Origin of the sequence: Streptomyces zagrosensis, from assembly GCF_014203645.1 — a bacterium.
Lineage (GTDB): Bacteria > Actinomycetota > Actinomycetes > Streptomycetales > Streptomycetaceae > Streptomyces > Streptomyces zagrosensis.
Map to the genome: position 1 here is coordinate 176,267 of NZ_JACHJL010000012.1, position 17,061 is coordinate 193,327.

11 protein-coding genes and 1 pseudogene are annotated in these 17,061 nt (G+C 66.8%); 10 read left to right on the forward strand and 2 right to left on the reverse strand.

Annotated elements, in window-relative coordinates; all coding sequences use genetic code 11:
* The first annotated feature begins 6 nt into the window (after positions 1 to 6).
* From FHS42_RS22535 to FHS42_RS22560, 6 genes are all read left to right on the forward strand, one after another.
* Positions 7 to 1,101, forward strand: a complete 1,095-nt coding sequence (locus FHS42_RS22535; protein ID WP_246495197.1) for a cytochrome P450 family protein — start codon at positions 7 to 9, stop codon at positions 1,099 to 1,101.
* A 71-nt stretch (positions 1,102 to 1,172) separates the two neighbouring features.
* Positions 1,173 to 3,227: an APC family permease gene (locus tag FHS42_RS22540; RefSeq protein ID WP_184574723.1), complete on the forward strand. Its 2,055-nt coding sequence runs from the start codon at positions 1,173 to 1,175 to the stop codon at positions 3,225 to 3,227.
* Between the two features lie 651 nt (positions 3,228 to 3,878).
* Positions 3,879 to 5,198, forward strand: a complete 1,320-nt coding sequence (locus FHS42_RS22545; protein WP_184574888.1) for a class I SAM-dependent RNA methyltransferase — start codon at positions 3,879 to 3,881, stop codon at positions 5,196 to 5,198.
* 570 nt (positions 5,199 to 5,768) lie between these two features.
* Positions 5,769 to 6,332: an AAA family ATPase gene (locus FHS42_RS22550; RefSeq protein WP_184574725.1), complete on the forward strand. Its 564-nt coding sequence runs from the start codon at positions 5,769 to 5,771 to the stop codon at positions 6,330 to 6,332.
* Between the two features lie 45 nt (positions 6,333 to 6,377).
* A complete protein-coding gene (locus tag FHS42_RS22555; RefSeq protein ID WP_184574728.1) occupies positions 6,378 to 7,649 on the forward strand; it encodes an ATP-dependent nuclease in 1,272 nt (423 codons plus the stop codon).
* On the forward strand, positions 7,646 to 9,553 hold the full coding sequence (locus FHS42_RS22560; RefSeq protein ID WP_184574730.1) for a UvrD-helicase domain-containing protein: 1,908 nt from the start codon (positions 7,646 to 7,648) through the stop codon (positions 9,551 to 9,553). The genes FHS42_RS22555 and FHS42_RS22560 overlap by 4 nt, the downstream gene beginning before the upstream one ends.
* A 245-nt stretch (positions 9,554 to 9,798) precedes the next feature.
* On the opposite strand, the pseudogene FHS42_RS22565 reads toward FHS42_RS22560, so the two are convergent.
* Positions 9,799 to 10,262: pseudogene (locus FHS42_RS22565) on the reverse strand (IS5 family transposase); the annotation flags it as partial.
* Between the two features lie 628 nt (positions 10,263 to 10,890).
* On the opposite strand from FHS42_RS22565, the gene FHS42_RS22570 reads away from it, so the two are divergent.
* Together FHS42_RS22570 and FHS42_RS22575 are read left to right on the forward strand one after the other, a co-directional pair.
* Positions 10,891 to 11,247: a hypothetical protein gene (locus FHS42_RS22570; protein ID WP_184574732.1), complete on the forward strand. Its 357-nt coding sequence runs from the start codon at positions 10,891 to 10,893 to the stop codon at positions 11,245 to 11,247.
* 250 nt (positions 11,248 to 11,497) lie between these two features.
* Positions 11,498 to 12,496 carry a LysR family transcriptional regulator gene (locus tag FHS42_RS22575; RefSeq protein ID WP_184574735.1) on the forward strand — a complete coding sequence of 333 codons (999 nt, stop codon included), beginning with the start codon at positions 11,498 to 11,500 and terminating at the stop codon, positions 12,494 to 12,496.
* Positions 12,497 to 12,825: 329 nt separating this feature from the next.
* Here FHS42_RS22575 and FHS42_RS22580 read toward each other — a convergent pair whose 3' ends face one another.
* Positions 12,826 to 12,975, reverse strand: coding sequence for a hypothetical protein (locus tag FHS42_RS22580; RefSeq protein WP_184574737.1), 150 nt, complete (start codon positions 12,973 to 12,975; stop codon positions 12,826 to 12,828).
* Between the two features lie 492 nt (positions 12,976 to 13,467).
* Between FHS42_RS22580 and FHS42_RS22585 the strand changes: the two genes are divergently transcribed.
* Positions 13,468 to 14,238 carry an ABC transporter ATP-binding protein gene (locus FHS42_RS22585; RefSeq protein ID WP_184574739.1) on the forward strand — a complete coding sequence of 257 codons (771 nt, stop codon included), beginning with the start codon at positions 13,468 to 13,470 and terminating at the stop codon, positions 14,236 to 14,238.
* 114 nt (positions 14,239 to 14,352) lie between these two features.
* Positions 14,353 to 16,866 (forward strand): ABC transporter permease, encoded by a 2,514-nt coding sequence (locus tag FHS42_RS22590; RefSeq protein WP_184574741.1) that lies wholly within the window; start codon positions 14,353 to 14,355, stop codon positions 16,864 to 16,866.
* Positions 16,867 to 17,061 lie beyond the last annotated feature (195 nt).

Sequence of the window (17,061 nt, forward strand, 5' to 3'; positions counted from 1 at the left end):
CAAACCATGCTCAGGGACGTGCTGGCCGACCCCCGCGTCTCCAAGGACCCGCGCCAGCACTGGCCCACCTGGATCAACGGCGAGATATCTCCTGAGTGGCCGCTGTTCACCTGGGTCGCGGTGCAGAACATGTTCACCGCGTACGGCACGGACCACACGCGGCTGCGGACGCTGGTCTCCAAGGCGTTCACGCTGCGCCGGAGCACCGCGCTGCGCCCGCGCATCGAAAAGATCACCGCGGACCTGCTCGACGGGTTCGCCGCCGCCGAGCCCGGCGCGACCGTGGACCTGCGAGAGGGGTACGCGTACCCGATCCCGATCCAGGTGATCTGCGAGCTGTTCGGCGTCGATGACGCCGCCATGCGCGATGGGCTACACACCTGTGTGGACAGCATCTTCCACACCTCCGCCGATCCGGAGGAGGTCACCGCCACCTACACCGAGATGTACCGGCTGCTCGGCGAGCTGGTCGCAGCCAAGCGCGAGCGGCCCGGCGACGACATGACCAGCGGACTGATCGCCGCCCGCGAGGAGGACGGCGACTCGCGGCTGACCGAACAGGAACTGGTGGACACCCTGCTGCTGATGATCAGCGCCGGGCACGAAACCACCGTGAACCTCCTCGACAACGCTATCCACGCCCTCCTCACCCACCCCGAGCAGCTCGCCTTGGTCCGCTCGGGGAAGGCCAGCTGGGACGATGTGATCGACGAGACACTGCGCTCACAGGCCCCGGTGGCCAACCTGCCGCTGCGGTACGCGGTGGAGGACATCGAGTTCGAAGGGGTGACGATCCGGCAGGGCGAGGCGATCGTCGCCGGGTACGCCGCCGCAGGGCGTGACGAGAAGGTGCACGGCCCTGACGCCGGCCGCTTCGATGTCACCCGGCTCAACAAGGAACACCTCTCCTTCGGCCACGGCGTGCACTTTTGCGTAGGCATGTCACTGGCCCGGCTTGAGGCGACCATCGCACTGCCCGCGCTCTTCGAACGCTTCCCTGATGTGGCGCTGGCCGTGCCGCCCGAGGAGCTGCTCCCGGTGGACTCCTTCATCTCCAATGGCCACCGCGCCCTGCCCGCGCGGTTGCACCAGCACCCCTAAGTGAAGTCAGGGGGCGCGCTGCACGGGTGGCGGGTGGGCGACCGCCAAGCGGACCGCCTACGATCCTCTGCGTGTCCAAACTGACCGACCTGCCGAAACGGATCTTGATCGGCAGGGCGCTGCGTAGCGACAAACTGGGCGAGACTCTTCTCCCCAAACGCATCGCCCTGCCGGTCTTCGCCTCCGATCCGCTCTCGTCCGTGGCGTACGCGCCGGGCGAGGTACTTCTCGTTCTCTCCGTGGCAGGCGTGTCGGCCTACCACTACAGTCCATGGATCGCCGTCGCGGTCGTCGTGCTGATGTTCACGGTGGTCGCCTCGTACCGCCAGAACGTGCGCGCCTATCCGAGCGGCGGCGGCGATTACGAAGTCGCCAACACCAACCTCGGCCCCAAGGCCGGGCTGACCGTCGCCAGTGCGCTCCTGGTGGACTACGTTCTGACGGTCGCGGTGTCGATCTCCTCCGGTGTGGAGAACCTCGGCTCCGCGGTGCCGTTCGTCATCGAGAACAAGACCCTGTTCGCGGTCGGCACCATCGTGCTGCTGACGCTGATGAACCTGCGCGGGGTCAGGGAGTCCGGCAAGCTCTTCGCAATCCCCACTTATGTGTTCGTCGCCGGGGTCTTCCTGCTCATCGCCTGGGGCGCCTTCCGCGGCCTGGTGTTGGACGACTCCATGCACGCGCCCACCTCCGACTACGAGATCCACCCGGAGAAGACCGGGCTCGCCGGTTTCGCGTTGGTCTTCCTCTTGCTCCGGGCGTTCTCCTCCGGCTGCGCGGCGCTCACCGGTGTCGAGGCGATCAGCAACGGAGTGCCCGCCTTCCGCAAGCCCAAGAGCAAGAACGCCGCCACCACCTTGCTGATGATGGGCACCTTCGCGGTCACCATGTTCTGCGGCATCATCGCGCTGGCCATGGTCACCGATGTGAAGATGGCCGAGGACCCGGCGAAGGACCTGCTGCGAAACGGCGAGCCGGTCGGCGCCGACTTCACCCAGGACCCGGTGATCTCGCAGGTGGCGGCGGCCGTCTTCGGAGACGGATCGTTCCTGTTCGTAGTGCTCGCCGCTGCCACCGCGCTGGTGCTGTTCCTGGCCGCCAACACCGCCTACAACGGCTTCCCCCTCCTCGGCTCGATCCTGGCCCAGGACCGCTACCTGCCGCGCCAACTCCACACTCGGGGCGACCGACTCGCCTTCTCCAACGGCATCGTGCTGCTCGCCCTGGCGGCGGCGATACTCGTGTACGCCTACGGCGCCGACTCCACCAAGCTCATCCAGCTCTACATCGTCGGCGTCTTCGTGTCCTTCACGCTCAGCCAGACCGGCATGGTCCGGCACTGGAACCGCCATCTGCGCGCCGAAAAGGACCCGGCCAAGCGTCGCCACATGGTCCGCTCCCGGGCCATCAACGCCTTCGGCGCCTCCTTCACCGGCCTGGTCCTGATCGTCGTCCTGGTGACCAAGTTCACCCACGGCGCCTGGGTCGCTCTCCTGGGCATGGTCATCTTCTACGTGACGATGAGCGCGATCCGCCGCCACTACGACCGGGTCGCCGAGGAACTGGCCAGCGACGAGGAGCCGGCGGACCTGGTACGTCCGTCCCGGGTGCACTCCATCGTCCTCGTCTCCAAGATCCACAAGCCGACATTGCGGGCCCTGGCCTACGCCAAGCTCATGCGCTCCGACCGGCTTGAGGCGCTCAGCATCAGCGTGGACCCGACCGAGACCAAGGCTCTCCAGGCCGAGTGGAGCGAACGCGGCATCGACGTACCGCTCAAGGTGCTCGACTCGCCCTACCGCGAGATCACCCGCCCGGTCATCGACTACGTCAAGAGCCTGCGCCGCGAGAGCCCGCGCGAGGTGATCAGCGTCTACATCCCCGAGTACGTGGTCGGCCACTGGTACGAGCACCTGCTGCACAACCAAAGCGCCCTGCGCCTCAAGGGCCGACTGCTGTTCACACCGGGCGTCATGGTGACCTCGGTCCCCTGGCAGCTCGACTCCTCGGAGGCAGCCAAGCTGCGCGCCCGCAAGCGGGCCGAATGGAGCGCACCTGGCGCAGTACGCCGCGGCCCGGCCCCGCGCGCCCCCCGTCAGGAGAAAACGGAGACCGGCAAGCCATAGCAGACTCGGCGGGGCGCGCCACTCATGGGCCCGCGGGCCGCTTGGGGGCGCGCCGTGGCGTTTGCGGGCCGGCTCTGCGGACGGGACGGGACGGGCCGGGCCGGTGCGGGCTTTGCGGGCTTCGGGCCGCGGGGGCGTGGAGTGGGCCTGAGCCGCGGGACTCTGGGGCCGAGGGGCTGCGGGGCCGAGGGGCTGCGGGGCTGCGGGGCTGCAAGGCTGCGGGGCTATGGGGCTGGGTCCCGGGGTGGGCTTGAGCCGCGGGCCTTGGCCGGCCGATGGCGGACCGGCTCAGCGTCGGTGATGGCGGTATCGGCGGTGTCGGTGTCGATGGCATCGGTGTCAGCGGCGATGGCATCGGTGGCGGCGGTGCCGGTCGCGGCGGACGGTGAGGCGCGGCAGCAGCGGCACGTAGACTGATGAGCTGGCGTTCTTGCGCCCCCTCACACCCGTGGCCCGCCGGCCACTCCTCGCCGCCCACCTCCCCCCGTCTTCTCGTTCCCTCCCGTCAGGAGCCCGTCCGCCGTGACACACCGCACGAACCGTACGCACCGGCCGAGCGCAAGCCACGCGCGGCAGGGAACCGCCGAGGCCGGCTCCGCAGACGGTCTCGGCACCGCAGCCGACGCCGACCGCGCGGACGCACCCGCATCGCTGGTCGGCGAGCGCTACGAGGTCGAGGTCGGGGCCGTCGCACACGGCGGGCACTGCGTGGCCCGCACCACCCTGCCCGGTGAGGACCGGCCGCGCGTGCTGTTCGTACGGCACACCCTGCCGGGGGAGCGGGTCATCGCCTGCGTCACCGATGGCGACGCCGACTCCCGCTTTCTGCGAGCCGACGCCGTCGAGGTGCTGGAGGCGTCACCGGACAGGGTGCCCGCACCCTGTCCGTTCTCCGGGCCCGGCGCGTGCGGTGGCTGTGACTGGCAACACGCGTCGCCCGGCGCGCAGCGCCGCCTCAAGGTCGAGGTGATCACCGAACAGCTCGCCCGATTGGCCGGCCTGACCCCCGAAGAGGCGGGCTGGAACGGCACGGTCGAGCCCGCGCCCGGAGACAAGGTACCCAAGGGCGAGGTGCCCGCCTGGCGCACCCGCGTGCAGTACGCGGTGGACGCGGACGGCTACGCCGGGCTGCGCCGCCACCGCTCGCACGAGGTCCAACGCGTGACCCACTGCCTGATCGCGGCGCCCGGCGTCAGCGAACTGGGCATCGAGTCCCGAGAGTGGCCGGGCGTGTCGGGTGTGCAGGCCATCGCGGCCACCGGTTCCTCGGACCGGCAGGTACTGGTCGAGCCGGAACCCGGTGGGCGGCTGCCGATCGTGGAGTTGGACAAGCCGGTGTCGGTGCTGCGGATCGATGAGCACGACGGCGGCGTCCACCGCGTCCATGGCCGCGGCTTCGTCCGCGAGCGCGCCGATGGCCGAACCTTCCGAGTCGGCTCCGGCGGCTTCTGGCAGGTCCACCACAAGGCGCCCGACCTGCTGGTGGAGGCAGTGATGCAGGGCCTGACGCCACGCAAGGGCGACATGGCACTCGACCTGTACTGCGGCGTCGGCCTCTTCGCGGGCGCACTCGGCGAACGGGTCGGAGAGAGCGGCGCCGTACTCGGCATCGAGTCGGGCAAGCGCGCGGTCGAAGACGCTCGACACAACCTGCGCGACCTGGAGCGGGTCCGCATCGAACACGGCAAGGTGGAAACGGTGCTCCCGCGCACCGGCATCACGGAGGCCGACATCATCGTCCTGGACCCACCCCGCGCGGGCGCAGGCAAGCAAACAGTGACCCACCTCGCAAGCCTGAACCCCCGCCGCATCGCCTACGTAGCCTGCGACCCGGCAGCCCTGGCCCGCGACCTGGCGTACTTCAAGGAAGCGGGCTACCGACCGCGCTTCCTGCGGGCGTTCGACCTGTTTCCTATGACGCAGCATGTGGAGTGTGTGGCCATCCTCGAACCGGCCGCAAAGGGCTCCTGACCTGCGGTTTTGCCCGTGCGCATTATGTGCGTTGTGGGCGTTACGGGCGATATCTTGACGCTGAAATGACGCTCGTGACGCTCATTTGACGCTCGTTCTGATGGGGTGTCAGACGCCCGTTCGGTAGGTCAGGCGGCATCAAGGCTGCGGGTGACGAAGTAATGACGAGGGCTGGTGATGCTCAACGCAGAGTCGCCGGGTCCTGCGGATCAGATGTCGCGGAAGAGGCCAACCAGCGCTGTGACCTGCCGCGATGGGGAGTTCTCGATCGCTGACCTGCGTAAATGGCTTTCGGTTGTTTCACGCTTATACCGGTTGATGGGGATATGTCGACCAGGTCGGCCTCGCTCTAGGTGGTCGACGTACGGTCGCGGGCGCCGCGAGCTACGTTGTCGCCTCTGGTGAGGTGCTCTTGCGCCGTTGGCGCCCACCGGTTTGCCGAATTTCCCCTGGGCGGGGACCACGGAGAGCGTAGGATTCCGGAAATATCGATCAAGGGCCGTGCCGCCCGGGGGCTCCTTCTTGGAGAAGAGGGTGGCACGGCTCCTGTCGGCGGGGGATTGTGTGTACTTGGCGCATCTGCGGGTCGAGAATTTCCGGGTCTTTGGACTTGCGGCGCAGGGCGAGGGTGAGCGTGATGATTCGCTGAGCCTGTCGTTCACGGCCGGGACGAACGTGCTTGTGGGGGAGAACGACAGCGGGAAGACAGCGATCGTCGACGCGATCCGGTTGTGCCTGCAGTCCGCGGCGGCGGATTACTACCGGGTCTCCTTGGATGACTTTCACCTTGGGACAAAGGAGAGGGCGGAGACCTTCACCATTAGGTGCGCCTTCACCGACCTGTCGACCGAGGAACAGGCTGTCTTCCTGGAGTTGCTCACCCACGACCGCGCCGGCGCCGCTTGGTTGTGTGTCACGTTCAAGGCCCAGCGGATGGATCCGCTGCGCAACCGGGTCTCGGTCACCACCCGGACCGGATCGGACGGCAACGGCCCAGCCTTGGACGGCGCTGCCCGCGAACTCCTGCGCGCCACCTATCTGCGCCCCCTTCGCGATGCGGAGGCGGAGCTGCGCTCGGGCCGCGGGTCACGGCTGTCCCAGATCCTCGCCGGCTACCCGGCCATGAAGGATTAGGATGTCGACGACTTCGACCCCGCCGGTGATGAACCTCCGTCGACCTTGAGGGGAATTCTGCGGCGGGCTGAGCGCGATATCCGCGACAACAAGGCTGTCGCGGAGGTGAGCGAGGACATCAACTCGGCCTACCTGCAGCGATTCGTGATCGGTGACGACGTCCTGCGCGCCGAGATCAGCGTTGCCACGGACGCGACGCTGGTCCGCGCGCTGGAGCGGCTGGAACTGAACCTCTTCACAGCATCCGACGAGTGGACGCGCCGCGGACTCGGTTACAACAACGCCCTGTTCATGGCTGCGGAACTCCTCCTGCTGGGCAAGAACGAACTGGCTCCTCTACTGCTGATCGAGGAGCCCGAGGCGCACCTCCACCCCCAGCTGCAGACCCGGATCATGGACCTGCTGCGGGACAAGGCGCAGGGGCCGCAGGATGGTGATAGGGCACCTGTGCAGGTCATCCTCACCACCCACAGTCCCAACCTCGCCTCCTCGACGCCGGTCGAGTGCCTGACCCTCGTCGCCCGGGGACGCACCTTTCCGCTGCGGCGCGGTGTGACGCGCCTGACTGAGGGGGACTACGCGTTCCTAACCCGGTTCCTGGACGTCACCAAGGCGAACATGTTCTTCGCCCGAGGGTTGGCGATGGTCGAGGGAGACGCCGAGGCGATATTCCTGCCCTCGCTCGCCGACGCCCTGGGCATGCCCTTCAACGAACACGGGGTCAGCGTGGTCAACGTCGGCCACGTCGGCCTGTTCCGCTACAGCCGGGTCTTCCAACGCGACGGTGAGCAGATCCCGGTCCGCGTGGCCTGTATCCGCGACCGCGATCTCGTGCCCGCCGACACTCCCGAGGGCATGAGGGGCAAGCTCGCGCGCTGGACCGATATGACGAAGGAGCAGATCTCCGCGCACGTCACGGCCCTCACCACCGGCGACGACGGGCCGGTGAAGACGTTCGTGTCCGACTGGTGGACGCTGGAGTACGACCTCGCGGTCACGTCCTGGACCATGGCCAGGCTGATGTACCGCGCGGTCAAGTTGGCATCCGTAGCCGCACCGTCCTGGCCGGACGCCGACAAGACGGAGAAGGCCATCGCACGGGCCGACCGGGTTGTCGACACGTGGATAGGGCAGGGCCTTTCCCTGGGAGAGGCTGCCCTGAAGATCTACCGGCCGCTCAAGCTGGATAACGTCAGCAAGCCGATCACCGCACAGTTCGCCGCACAACTGCTCACTTCGACGCCGCTGACTCGCAGCGACGTCCCGCCCTACCTGCTCGATGCCTTCACGTACCTGTGCGGCGAGGTGGCTCCGTGACCCGCACCTACCTGCCCAGTGCCTTCGCCACGGACAAGGTGGAGGCCATGGTGAAGCTCCTGGGGCTGGACCCGCTCGATGCCGAGCAGTGGGACTTCTTGCAGAGCGAGAGCACGCAGGACCTCCAGGCCGCCCCGGGATCGGGCAAGACGACCTTGATCGGGCTCAAGCTCACGCTGATGGCCGACGCGTGGACGTCCCCGACGCGGGGGGTGTGTGTGCTGTCGCACACCAACACGGCCAAGAACGAGATCGCCGACCGAGTGGGCCTTCTCGCCGCAGGACGGAGCCTTCTGCGCTATCCGCACTTCATCGGCACCATTCAGTCCTTCGTGCACACCTTCCTCGGGCTGCCGGCCGTGCGGGCCAGGGGAGTGGAGGTCCGGTCCGTCGACGACGCGGCCTTCGAGGCCGCAGCCCTCCGGCTTCTGCAGCGCCCCGAATACTCAACCCTGCGCAGCTTCGTAGCACACCACCAGCACGAGAGCACTGACATCGTCACTCGGGCGACGTTCACCTACCGGGACGGCGAACTCGCGGTCACCGGAGCGACCAGGGACCTGCCCTTCGGCGCCCAGTCGCCCAGCGGAAAACAACTAGCCGACCTCAAAAGGAATCTGGCACGCCGAGGCATCTTCCGCTTCCAGGACATGTACGCCATCGCCCAGGAGTATCTGGTCCGGCACCCGGGTATCGCCGCGGCGGTCACCACGCGCTTCCCGTTCGTTCTCCTCGACGAAACGCAGGACACCAGCGCCGCCCAGCACGAACTGCTGGACCTCGTGTTCGCCTCCTCGTCCACCGTCGTGCAGCGGGTGGGCGACACCAACCAGGGCATCTACAGCGACGCGGCCTCCGTAGGTGGGCCCGCCTCGCTGTTCCCGCTGCCGGGGGCACCGGAGCTGCAGGTCAGCCGCCGCTTCGGGCCGCAGATCGCGGCCGTGGCCAGCCGCTTGGCCGTCCGGCGACCCCAGGAGGTTCGCGGAGCCGGCCCCGACGGCCAGGTGGCGGTTCTGCTGTTCGACGAGACCACGGTGTCCGACGTCGTACCGACCTTCGAGCGCATGGCCGCTGTGACCGTCCCTGAGGACGTCTTGGTGCGACGTCCACCGCGTGTACTGGGTGCGCGACAAAGCCCGAAAACCTCACCGGTCTACCCGCAGTCGATCTCCTGCTACTTGCCCGGATACACCTCGACTAGCCGCCCGACGGCTCACCGCACCCTGATCGACGCGGCCCGCGCGGCAAGCGGGCAGTGGAGGTTGGGCCCGGACAGCCACGAAGCGGCCACCGAGTTGTGGAACGCTGTGCGCGCGTCCGTCTCGGCACCGACCGGCGACGGGCTTCCGGCCCTCGGCCGCCTGGAAAGGTCAGCGGCGACGACCGGAGGCAGGGTGCGGATCCTACTGCGTGAGCTCCTCGTCAACGCGGACGAGTTCGACGCAGCGGGCTGGAGGATGGCCTCCGAGCAGCTGGCCGTCCAGCTGAAGCTCCTCAACGGCTGTCAACTGCGCCACTCTGCAATGGAGTTCATCACCTGCGCCGCGGCAGGCACGACTGTCGGGCCCGCTCCTGCGGCCGTCGCTGCGGTACCTGCGGCGCGGGCCGTGCCCGGGACCATCCAGAGTGCGAAGGGCGAGACCCACGCGGCAACACTGATCCTGGAGTGCCTGGGGAAGACCGGCAGGAAGTTCGATGTGACCGAGGCGCTACGCATGATCGCCGAGGGGAGCGACCCGCTGCGGGAACTGAAGAGTGTCCAGGCCGCCGTGCAGCTCGTCTTCGTCGGCGCGACACGCCCCACACACCTGCTGGTGCTCGCCGCCCACCGCGACCGCAGCAAGAAGTACGCGGACGCGATGACCAGCGCTGGCTGGGACATCCGGGATCTCACCGAGCACTGACCGCACCCGCCCCGCCGTCCCTCCCCGGGTGCGGCGACGGTCTCTGCCGTTTCATGCCGGGTTCGGGGCGTGAGGGTGAGTGCTCCGCGTACGGCTGCGAATGCCCGCCGGGCGGCAGCCGGGTTGGGGGCTGGATGGGCGGCCCGCGACGGACCACGGCCGCGGCGACCGTCAGCCTCTTGCGCACCGCCGGGTGTCGGTGGAGAGCCGTCCGGCGGTGTAGCGGGAGCCCGGCTCTACGGTGCTTATCCTGACCCGGCTGGTGCACCACTTAGAGGTCCTAACAAAGCTCGTTGTACGTGGCGGTGGGTGATCAGGCAGGTGGCGAGGCCGAGGAAGGCTTCGGGATGTCGTCGCGCCGTTCCCAGCGGATCCGCAGCCGGCGGAAGTCGTGCAGCCAGGTGATCGTGCGCTCGACCACATAGCGGAAGATGCCCAGGCCGGAGCCGTGTGGCTGGCCTCGCTCGGCGATGACCGGGCGGATGCCGCGCGCCCACAGCAGACGCCGGTACTTGTCGTGGTCGTAGCCGCGATCGGCGAGGAGCGCGTCGGGTCGGCATCTGGGCCGGCCGATGACGCCGGCCACGGCCGGAACCTTGTCCAGCAGAGGCAGCAACTGCGTGACGTCGTTGCGGTTTCCGCCGGTCAGCGAGACAGCGAGCGGGATGCCCTGTCCGTCGGTGAGGACGTGGTGCTTGCTGCCCGGCCGTGCCCCGAGCCCTCACCTCGTCAGCAAGTGAGCAGACAGGGGTGGATGCTCTACGACAAGCCGTTCACGCTGAGAACAAGTGCGATTGGCAATGGGCATGTTCGCTGATACTTAGCTGCCTGGCCCCAACCGGTCACGATGGATTGTCGGGGCCAGGCCGATCCACGAGATACTCCGGTCCGGATGCCCTGATCGGGCCCCGAGACTGGAGCCCGCAATTTCCCGTGGAACGTTTGGGGGCGACTATGGCCGCTCAATTACCTGGAGTTGGATATTAACATCGGCTCTTTGAGTATTCAAGCCAAGGTCGGTCTTCGTGAGACCGGCAAGGAATTCCCGATAGGGCGAACGGAGATCCCTGTCGCTGGCCGCCCGTCCGGCCACTGAATCGCGGCTTATGATGACAGCCGGAGGTAGTCCACTGCGCGCGCCGGGAACAGCCAAAATACTAGCGCCAGCCATCAGGTGGGTCGTTGTATCGCGCCGCAGGGGGTCGGCGCCTGTCTCAGTCGACGCCAAATTAGAGGCCGAAAAAATTGACGCTCGCTAAGTGGGCGTGCCAGGCCAAGCAGCATCTCTCTCCACCGTTTGTTGACAGGAGAGTGCTACTCAGATCACGAGGATAGCGATGACGCACCTTTCGCCCGCTGCGCGAGACGCCGTTCAGGCTGCGGCGCGTGCCGTGCTGGGCCGTTGCGGCCCCGCGTGGCGAATCGACCCGAGAGTCCCGACGAGGGCCACCCGGGCGGCGCTGGATACCGGCGCCACGTACGCCGACATCGCCACCGCGATGAAGGAGATTCGTGATGCGGAAGGGCCGGATGCGATCCGCGCCGCCGCTGTGGCAACCGTCCGCTACGGCATCATCGGCGCCCCAATTCACCCTAAGTGGGAGGAGGCGATGAACACTGCCTACGCCTTAGGCGCTACAGCCGACGAAATCGCAACCGAGGCCCGCCGAGTACGGCTTGAAGCCGCCCGCTAAAGGTGTTCCCACATCCGCCAGTGCAAGCCCGTTGACCATCGCAAATCCAGAATCGCCCTCACATGGTGATCCTTCGGTCGGACGTGAGGTGCATCACGGGCGGTCGCCCACATCCTGTCCTAGCCGAATCCCGGGAAGGGCAACAAGCCGACCCTGCAAGGAATATCCGATGCGGCGAATGGTCAGCCCTTTCATCCTCCGATCGACCGACGCATTAGCCGGTTTATGATGGTCCTCGGAGGTAGCCGCTATGCGCATGGAACAGTTGGAATATCTGGCGGCCGTCACGAGGTTGGGTTCACTGCGCCGCGCCGCAGAGGAGCTACATCTGTCTCAGCCGGCGTTGAGTGAGACCCTTCGCAATCTTGAGCGGGAACTGGGAGTTGATCTCCTGGAGCGTAGGCGTTCCGGAGCAAAGATTAGCCGTGAGGGCCGCGAGTTGCTGCCGCACATCGCAGGCGTGCTGGAGGCGGTCGACCGGCTACGCCAGGCGGCCGACGAACAGCACCAGAACAGTCGACGGTTGCGCCTGGGCACGGTCAACGCTGCCACGGTCACGCTCCTCGCGCCGGCCATCCGTGAATTCCGGGCTACTCATCCCTCAACGCAGGTAGAAGTGATCACGGAGCGGCAGGATGGCATCCAACAGCACCTCACGGAGGGCAGTTTCGACCTCGGACTGGTCAGCTACCTGGGCGACGACGACCTGCCGCCCAGCCTGCACACCACCGAACTTCTGCGCGGTCACCCCGTCGTCTGTATCCGCCCGGACAGCCCACTGGCCGCGCTGAACGCAGTGACCGTCACTGACCTGCTGGTCCAACCATTGATCATGATGCGCTCCGGCTACGCCATGCACCGATACATCCACCGGCTCCTCCAAGGCGCCGCACCTCCCTTCTCGTACTCCGCCGACGGTGCCGAAATGTGCAAGCTGATGGTCGCCGAGGGACTCGGAGTCACCGTGTTGCCCGACTACAGCGTGCTTGATGACCCCCTTAAGCGCAGCGGACTCATCATCTGCCGCCCCTTGGCAAACGACACCACCGATCTGCGCGTCGTGATCCAACGACGCCACGCCCGCCCAGTGCCCACGGCAGAACAAGACCTGCACGCCATACTCGTGCGCCGGGCCACGGAACGACGCGCAAGCCAGCCCGCTGGCCAAGCCGGGGTTCACCCTGCCCAACCCGGCAACCGCATGGGACCCGCAGTTAACGGCCGGAGTCAGTCGGGCGATCCCTCATGACGTCGGCTACCGCCGCAACCACCGGAAAGACTTAGCTCAGCTAGTTTCACCGGAGCGTCAGGCTCTCTGGCCAGGCATGGCCGGCCGAGCGGAGTGGTAAGAGAAGGCGCACCCGAGTGGCGCGTGTTCCCGGCTTCGAGCAGTCGTTAACGTGGCAGTTTGTGGTAGGCGGTGGTGCAAGCCCGGGACGCGTTAGGCATGACTGCCCCCGCAGTCGCGACCAGGATCGCCTTGCGGGTGAACGGTGGGCCCCGCGGCCACTATCTCGCGCGGTGCAACTCCCCGCAGTACAGCAGGCCGTGCGGAATGCGATACCTCGTCACTCTCCGTTACGCGTCCCTGTCTGCGTCGCCGGCGTCCACGTAGAGCAGGGCGGCGCGGGCCGAGAACGGACAGGCACTCGCGCACAACAGTCGGACGCAGCACAGGGTGAGGTTCATCCGCCAGCAGGCGACGACCAGCATAACCCGGTCCTCCAACAGCAGGCTCCGGCAGCCAGGAAAGCCTGGGCGCCCGTGGCCCGATGGCCCGTTGCCCTGACCTGGCTGCTCCAGGCCACCCCATCCCCACCATAGGGCGGCACTTTCATCGGCCCCCGCCCGCACCGGAATCAGCCTCGGTGGCCCCAAGGCTGATTTGGGTGCTGCTCGTTCTCGTATCCAGCGGACTAAGTGACTACCTCACGGCAAGCTTGCCCGCCGCTGGAACCAGATCAGCGTGAGGTGTGACAGAGGAATGACAGCCATATTGCCTTGCTGGTCGTGGAAAGGCCGGCACGACCTTCTCTTTCTGTTTCCATGCTCCGTTCCTCGCTGGATACAGGAGTAGCGCCCACCCCAGGTATGACAGGGCGACCCTATATCGGACTGGAGATGGTCTCGGAAAGGGGAACAGCGGCTGACTCCAGGGCGGTGAGCGCACCGGACGATGGAGTACGTCGCCACTCGTCGTCCTGATAGGAGCACCTTCCTGTGACCACTAACCCCTACGCCGCCCGCGCCACTACCGCAGCCGCGCGCGCTACGGATCTTTCCAAGGTGTACGGACAGGGTGAGACTCAGGTGGTCGCCCTGGACCATGTTTCCGTTGATTTCGGGCGGGGCGATTTCACCGCGATCATGGGCCCGTCGGGCTCCGGTAAGTCGACGTTGATGCACTGCGTCGCGGGCTTGGATAGCTTTAGTTCCGGCTCCGTGCGCATCGGCGAGACGGAACTGTCCACGCTCAAGGACAGCGAGCTCACCAGGCTTCGCCGAGACAAGATCGGCTTCATCTTCCAGGCGTTCAACCTGCTGCCGACATTGACGGCGTTGGAGAACATCACGCTACCGATGGACATCGCGGGCCGCGAGCCGGACAAGCAGTGGTTGGAGCGGGTCATCGAGATGGTCGGCCTCTCTGGACGGCTCAGCCACCGGCCCACCGAGCTTTCCGGCGGCCAGCAGCAGCGCGTGGCCGTGGCCCGTGCGCTCGCCTCTCAGCCGGAGATTATCTTCGGTGACGAGCCGACCGGAAACCTAGACTCGCGTTCCGGCGCGGAGGTCCTCGGCTTCCTCCGCGACTCCGTGCGGGAGCTCGGGCAGACCGTTGTAATGGTCACGCACGACCCCGGGGCCGCGGCCTATGCGAACCGCGTGCTCTTTCTCGCGGACGGACGGGTCGTCGACGAGATACACCGGCCGACGGCCGACAGCGTCCTGGATCGGATGAAGCACTTCGACGCCAAGGGGCGTACCAGCTAGGCACCCTGCCACGTCTCAGCCGTACTTCGCCCCCGGGCTCGCCGTGGACTCGTCGCGCAGTTCCCGGCGCCGCTGACGGGGTGCTCCCTCTCTTCTCCCCCAGGACTTGAACTCATGTTCCGTACCGCCCTGAGCAACGTGTTGGCGCACAAAGCACGGTTGCTGATGACCACGCTCGCCGTCATGCTCGGCGTCGCGTTCGTCTCCGGCACCCTCGTCTTCACCGACACCTTCGGCAACGCCTACAAGAACAAGACGGCGAAGAGCTTTGACCACGTCTCCGTCGCCATCCGACCCGACGGCGACTCCTCCTCCCAGGGGGACGGGTCCAGGAAACCTTCACACCTCACCGACAACCTTCTGAAGAGGGCCGCGACGCTGCCTGGCGCCGAATACGCGATCGGTGTGGTCAACGGCTTCACCGCGCTCGCCGACAAGGACGGCAAGCTGGTCGGCGGCGAGTGGGGCGCCACCGGCTCCAACTACTACCCGGGCAAGGGCGGCAAGGACCCGCGGTACGCCTTCACGGAGGGCGCAGCCCCCAAGTCCGCCGCAGACATCGCCCTGGACTCCCGTACCGCCGAGCGCACTGGATTCAAGGTTGGCGACACCGTCCGCTATTCCACTGACGGGCACGTGCGCACCGCCAGGGTCTCCGGGATCTTCGACACCGGTGACGGTAGCGTCGTCGCGGGTGGCAGCCTCGTCGTACTCGACAACCAGACGGCGCTGAAGGTGCTGAACAAGAGCGAGTACGACGAGATCGACGTCAAGGCCGCCGCCGGTACCTCCGAGTCAAAGCTCAAGAGTTTTGTCGAGAAGATCCTGCCCAAGCGCACGGACGCCGTCACCGGCGATCAGCTCTCGGACGACCAAGAGCGAATGATCGAGCGGCAGACCGGAGCCATGAGCCATGTCCTGCTGACCTTCGCGGGCATCGCTCTCTTCGTCGGCATCTTCATCATCGCCAACACCTTCACCATGCTGGTCGGCCAGCGCACCAAGGAGCTCGCGCTGATGCGCGCCGTCGGTGCCTCGCGCTGCCAGGTGACGTGCTCCGTACTCACCGAGGCTTTCCTCGTCGGCCTGGTCGCCGCCGTGGCCGGATTCGGGCTCGGTCTCTGTATCTCCGCCAGCCTGGAGATCCTGATGGACTCCGACGACGCCTCGCTGCCCAAGGGCCCCATCGTCATCGCTCCGACGACGATCCTGGTGACGCTCCTGATGGGCGTCGGCGTCACCATGCTGGCCGCTTGGCTGCCGGGTCGCCGTGCCGCGAAGATCCCGCCAGTCGCCGCGATGAACAGCGTCCACGCGACGCCCGCGACGCGCGGTCTCCTCGTCCGTAACACCATCGGTTCGCTCTTCGTGGCTCTCGGCGTGGTCCTGCTGCTCATGGACGACATTTACACAATGGCGGCCGGCGCGGGCACCATCTGTGTCGGTGTCATCGTCCTCACCCCGCTGCTGTCTCGGCCGTTTATCGCCGCCTCCGCGCCGCTCCTGAAGCCGTTCGGCGTTACCGGCAAGCTGTCGCGCCTCAACTCGGTACGCAACCCGCGGCGTACTGCCTCCACCGCCGCCGCCCTGATGATCGGTCTCACCCTCATCACCGCGATGACGGTCATCGCCACCTCCATGAGTAGCGCGATCAACAAAATGGCTGCTGACTCCCTCAAGGCCGACTACAGCGTCTCCATGCCGAACTCGAAGTTGGCCCCTGAGATCCGCGAGAAGATCGACAAGCTCCCTGATGTCGAGGTGAGCTCCCCGCTGCGTAGCGCGACCGCCGAAGCGGACGGAAGCCACTCGAAGATCAACGGCGTCGAGCCGAAGTCGTTCGGCAAGCTCGTCAGCCTCGACTTCACGAGCGGCTCAGTGAACGGCCTGAAGATGGGCACCGCGCTGGTCGACACGGACACGGCAAAGGAAGAGAGCCTCAAGACAGGTGACACATTGCCGTTGAAGTTCGACGCAGACGGCAAGACCATTCGCCTGAAGGTCGCGGGCGTCTACAAGGGCAACGCGCTATTCAACGGCATCTTCGCCTCCACCTCCGTCATCGACCCGCACCTGTCCAAGCTCCTCGACGATCAGGTCTTGGTGAAGACGAAGGGCGGCGCGTCGGACCGCGCCGAGAAAGCCATCGTCGACGCCCTCGGCAGCCCGGCCATCACGGTGCAAGACAAGGACGACATCAGCAACGCGGTCGCGGGCGCAATCAGCCTCATCCTCAACATGCTGTACGGCCTCCTCGCGATGGCCATCCTGATCGCGGTCCTCGGCGTCATCAATACGCTGGCCATGTCGGTCTTCGAACGTAAGCACGAGATTGGCATGCTGCTCGCTATCGGCCTAGACCGCGCGAAGGTTAAGCAGATGGTGCGTCTGGAAGCGGTCGTTATCTCGTTGTTCGGCGCAGTGCTCGGTATCGGCCTCGGCCTCTTCATGGGCTGGGCCACGGGCGGCAGCATCGCCGAGAAGATCAAGACGTACTCGACGGAGATCCCGGTCGGTCGGATCGTGATCTTCCTGGCGACCGCCGTGGTGGTCGGTGTCATAGCGGCGGTCTGGCCGGCACGGAGCGCGGCCCGGCTGAACCCGCTGACGGCCATCAAGAGTGAGTAACCGCGCTGCTTAAGCGGTACGCCAGTGGGCCCCGGACATCGACGACCGTCCGAGGCCCACTCGTATGTCTCGTGGCGTGGCCGCGTGGGTTCGCCGGATTGCTCTGGCTGCCTGCCGCAGTTTCTGTCTTTCCGGATCGGCCAGTCTGCACACTCGGGCAGGGTCAGCCAGCGCAATTGCAACGGTGGAATGGAC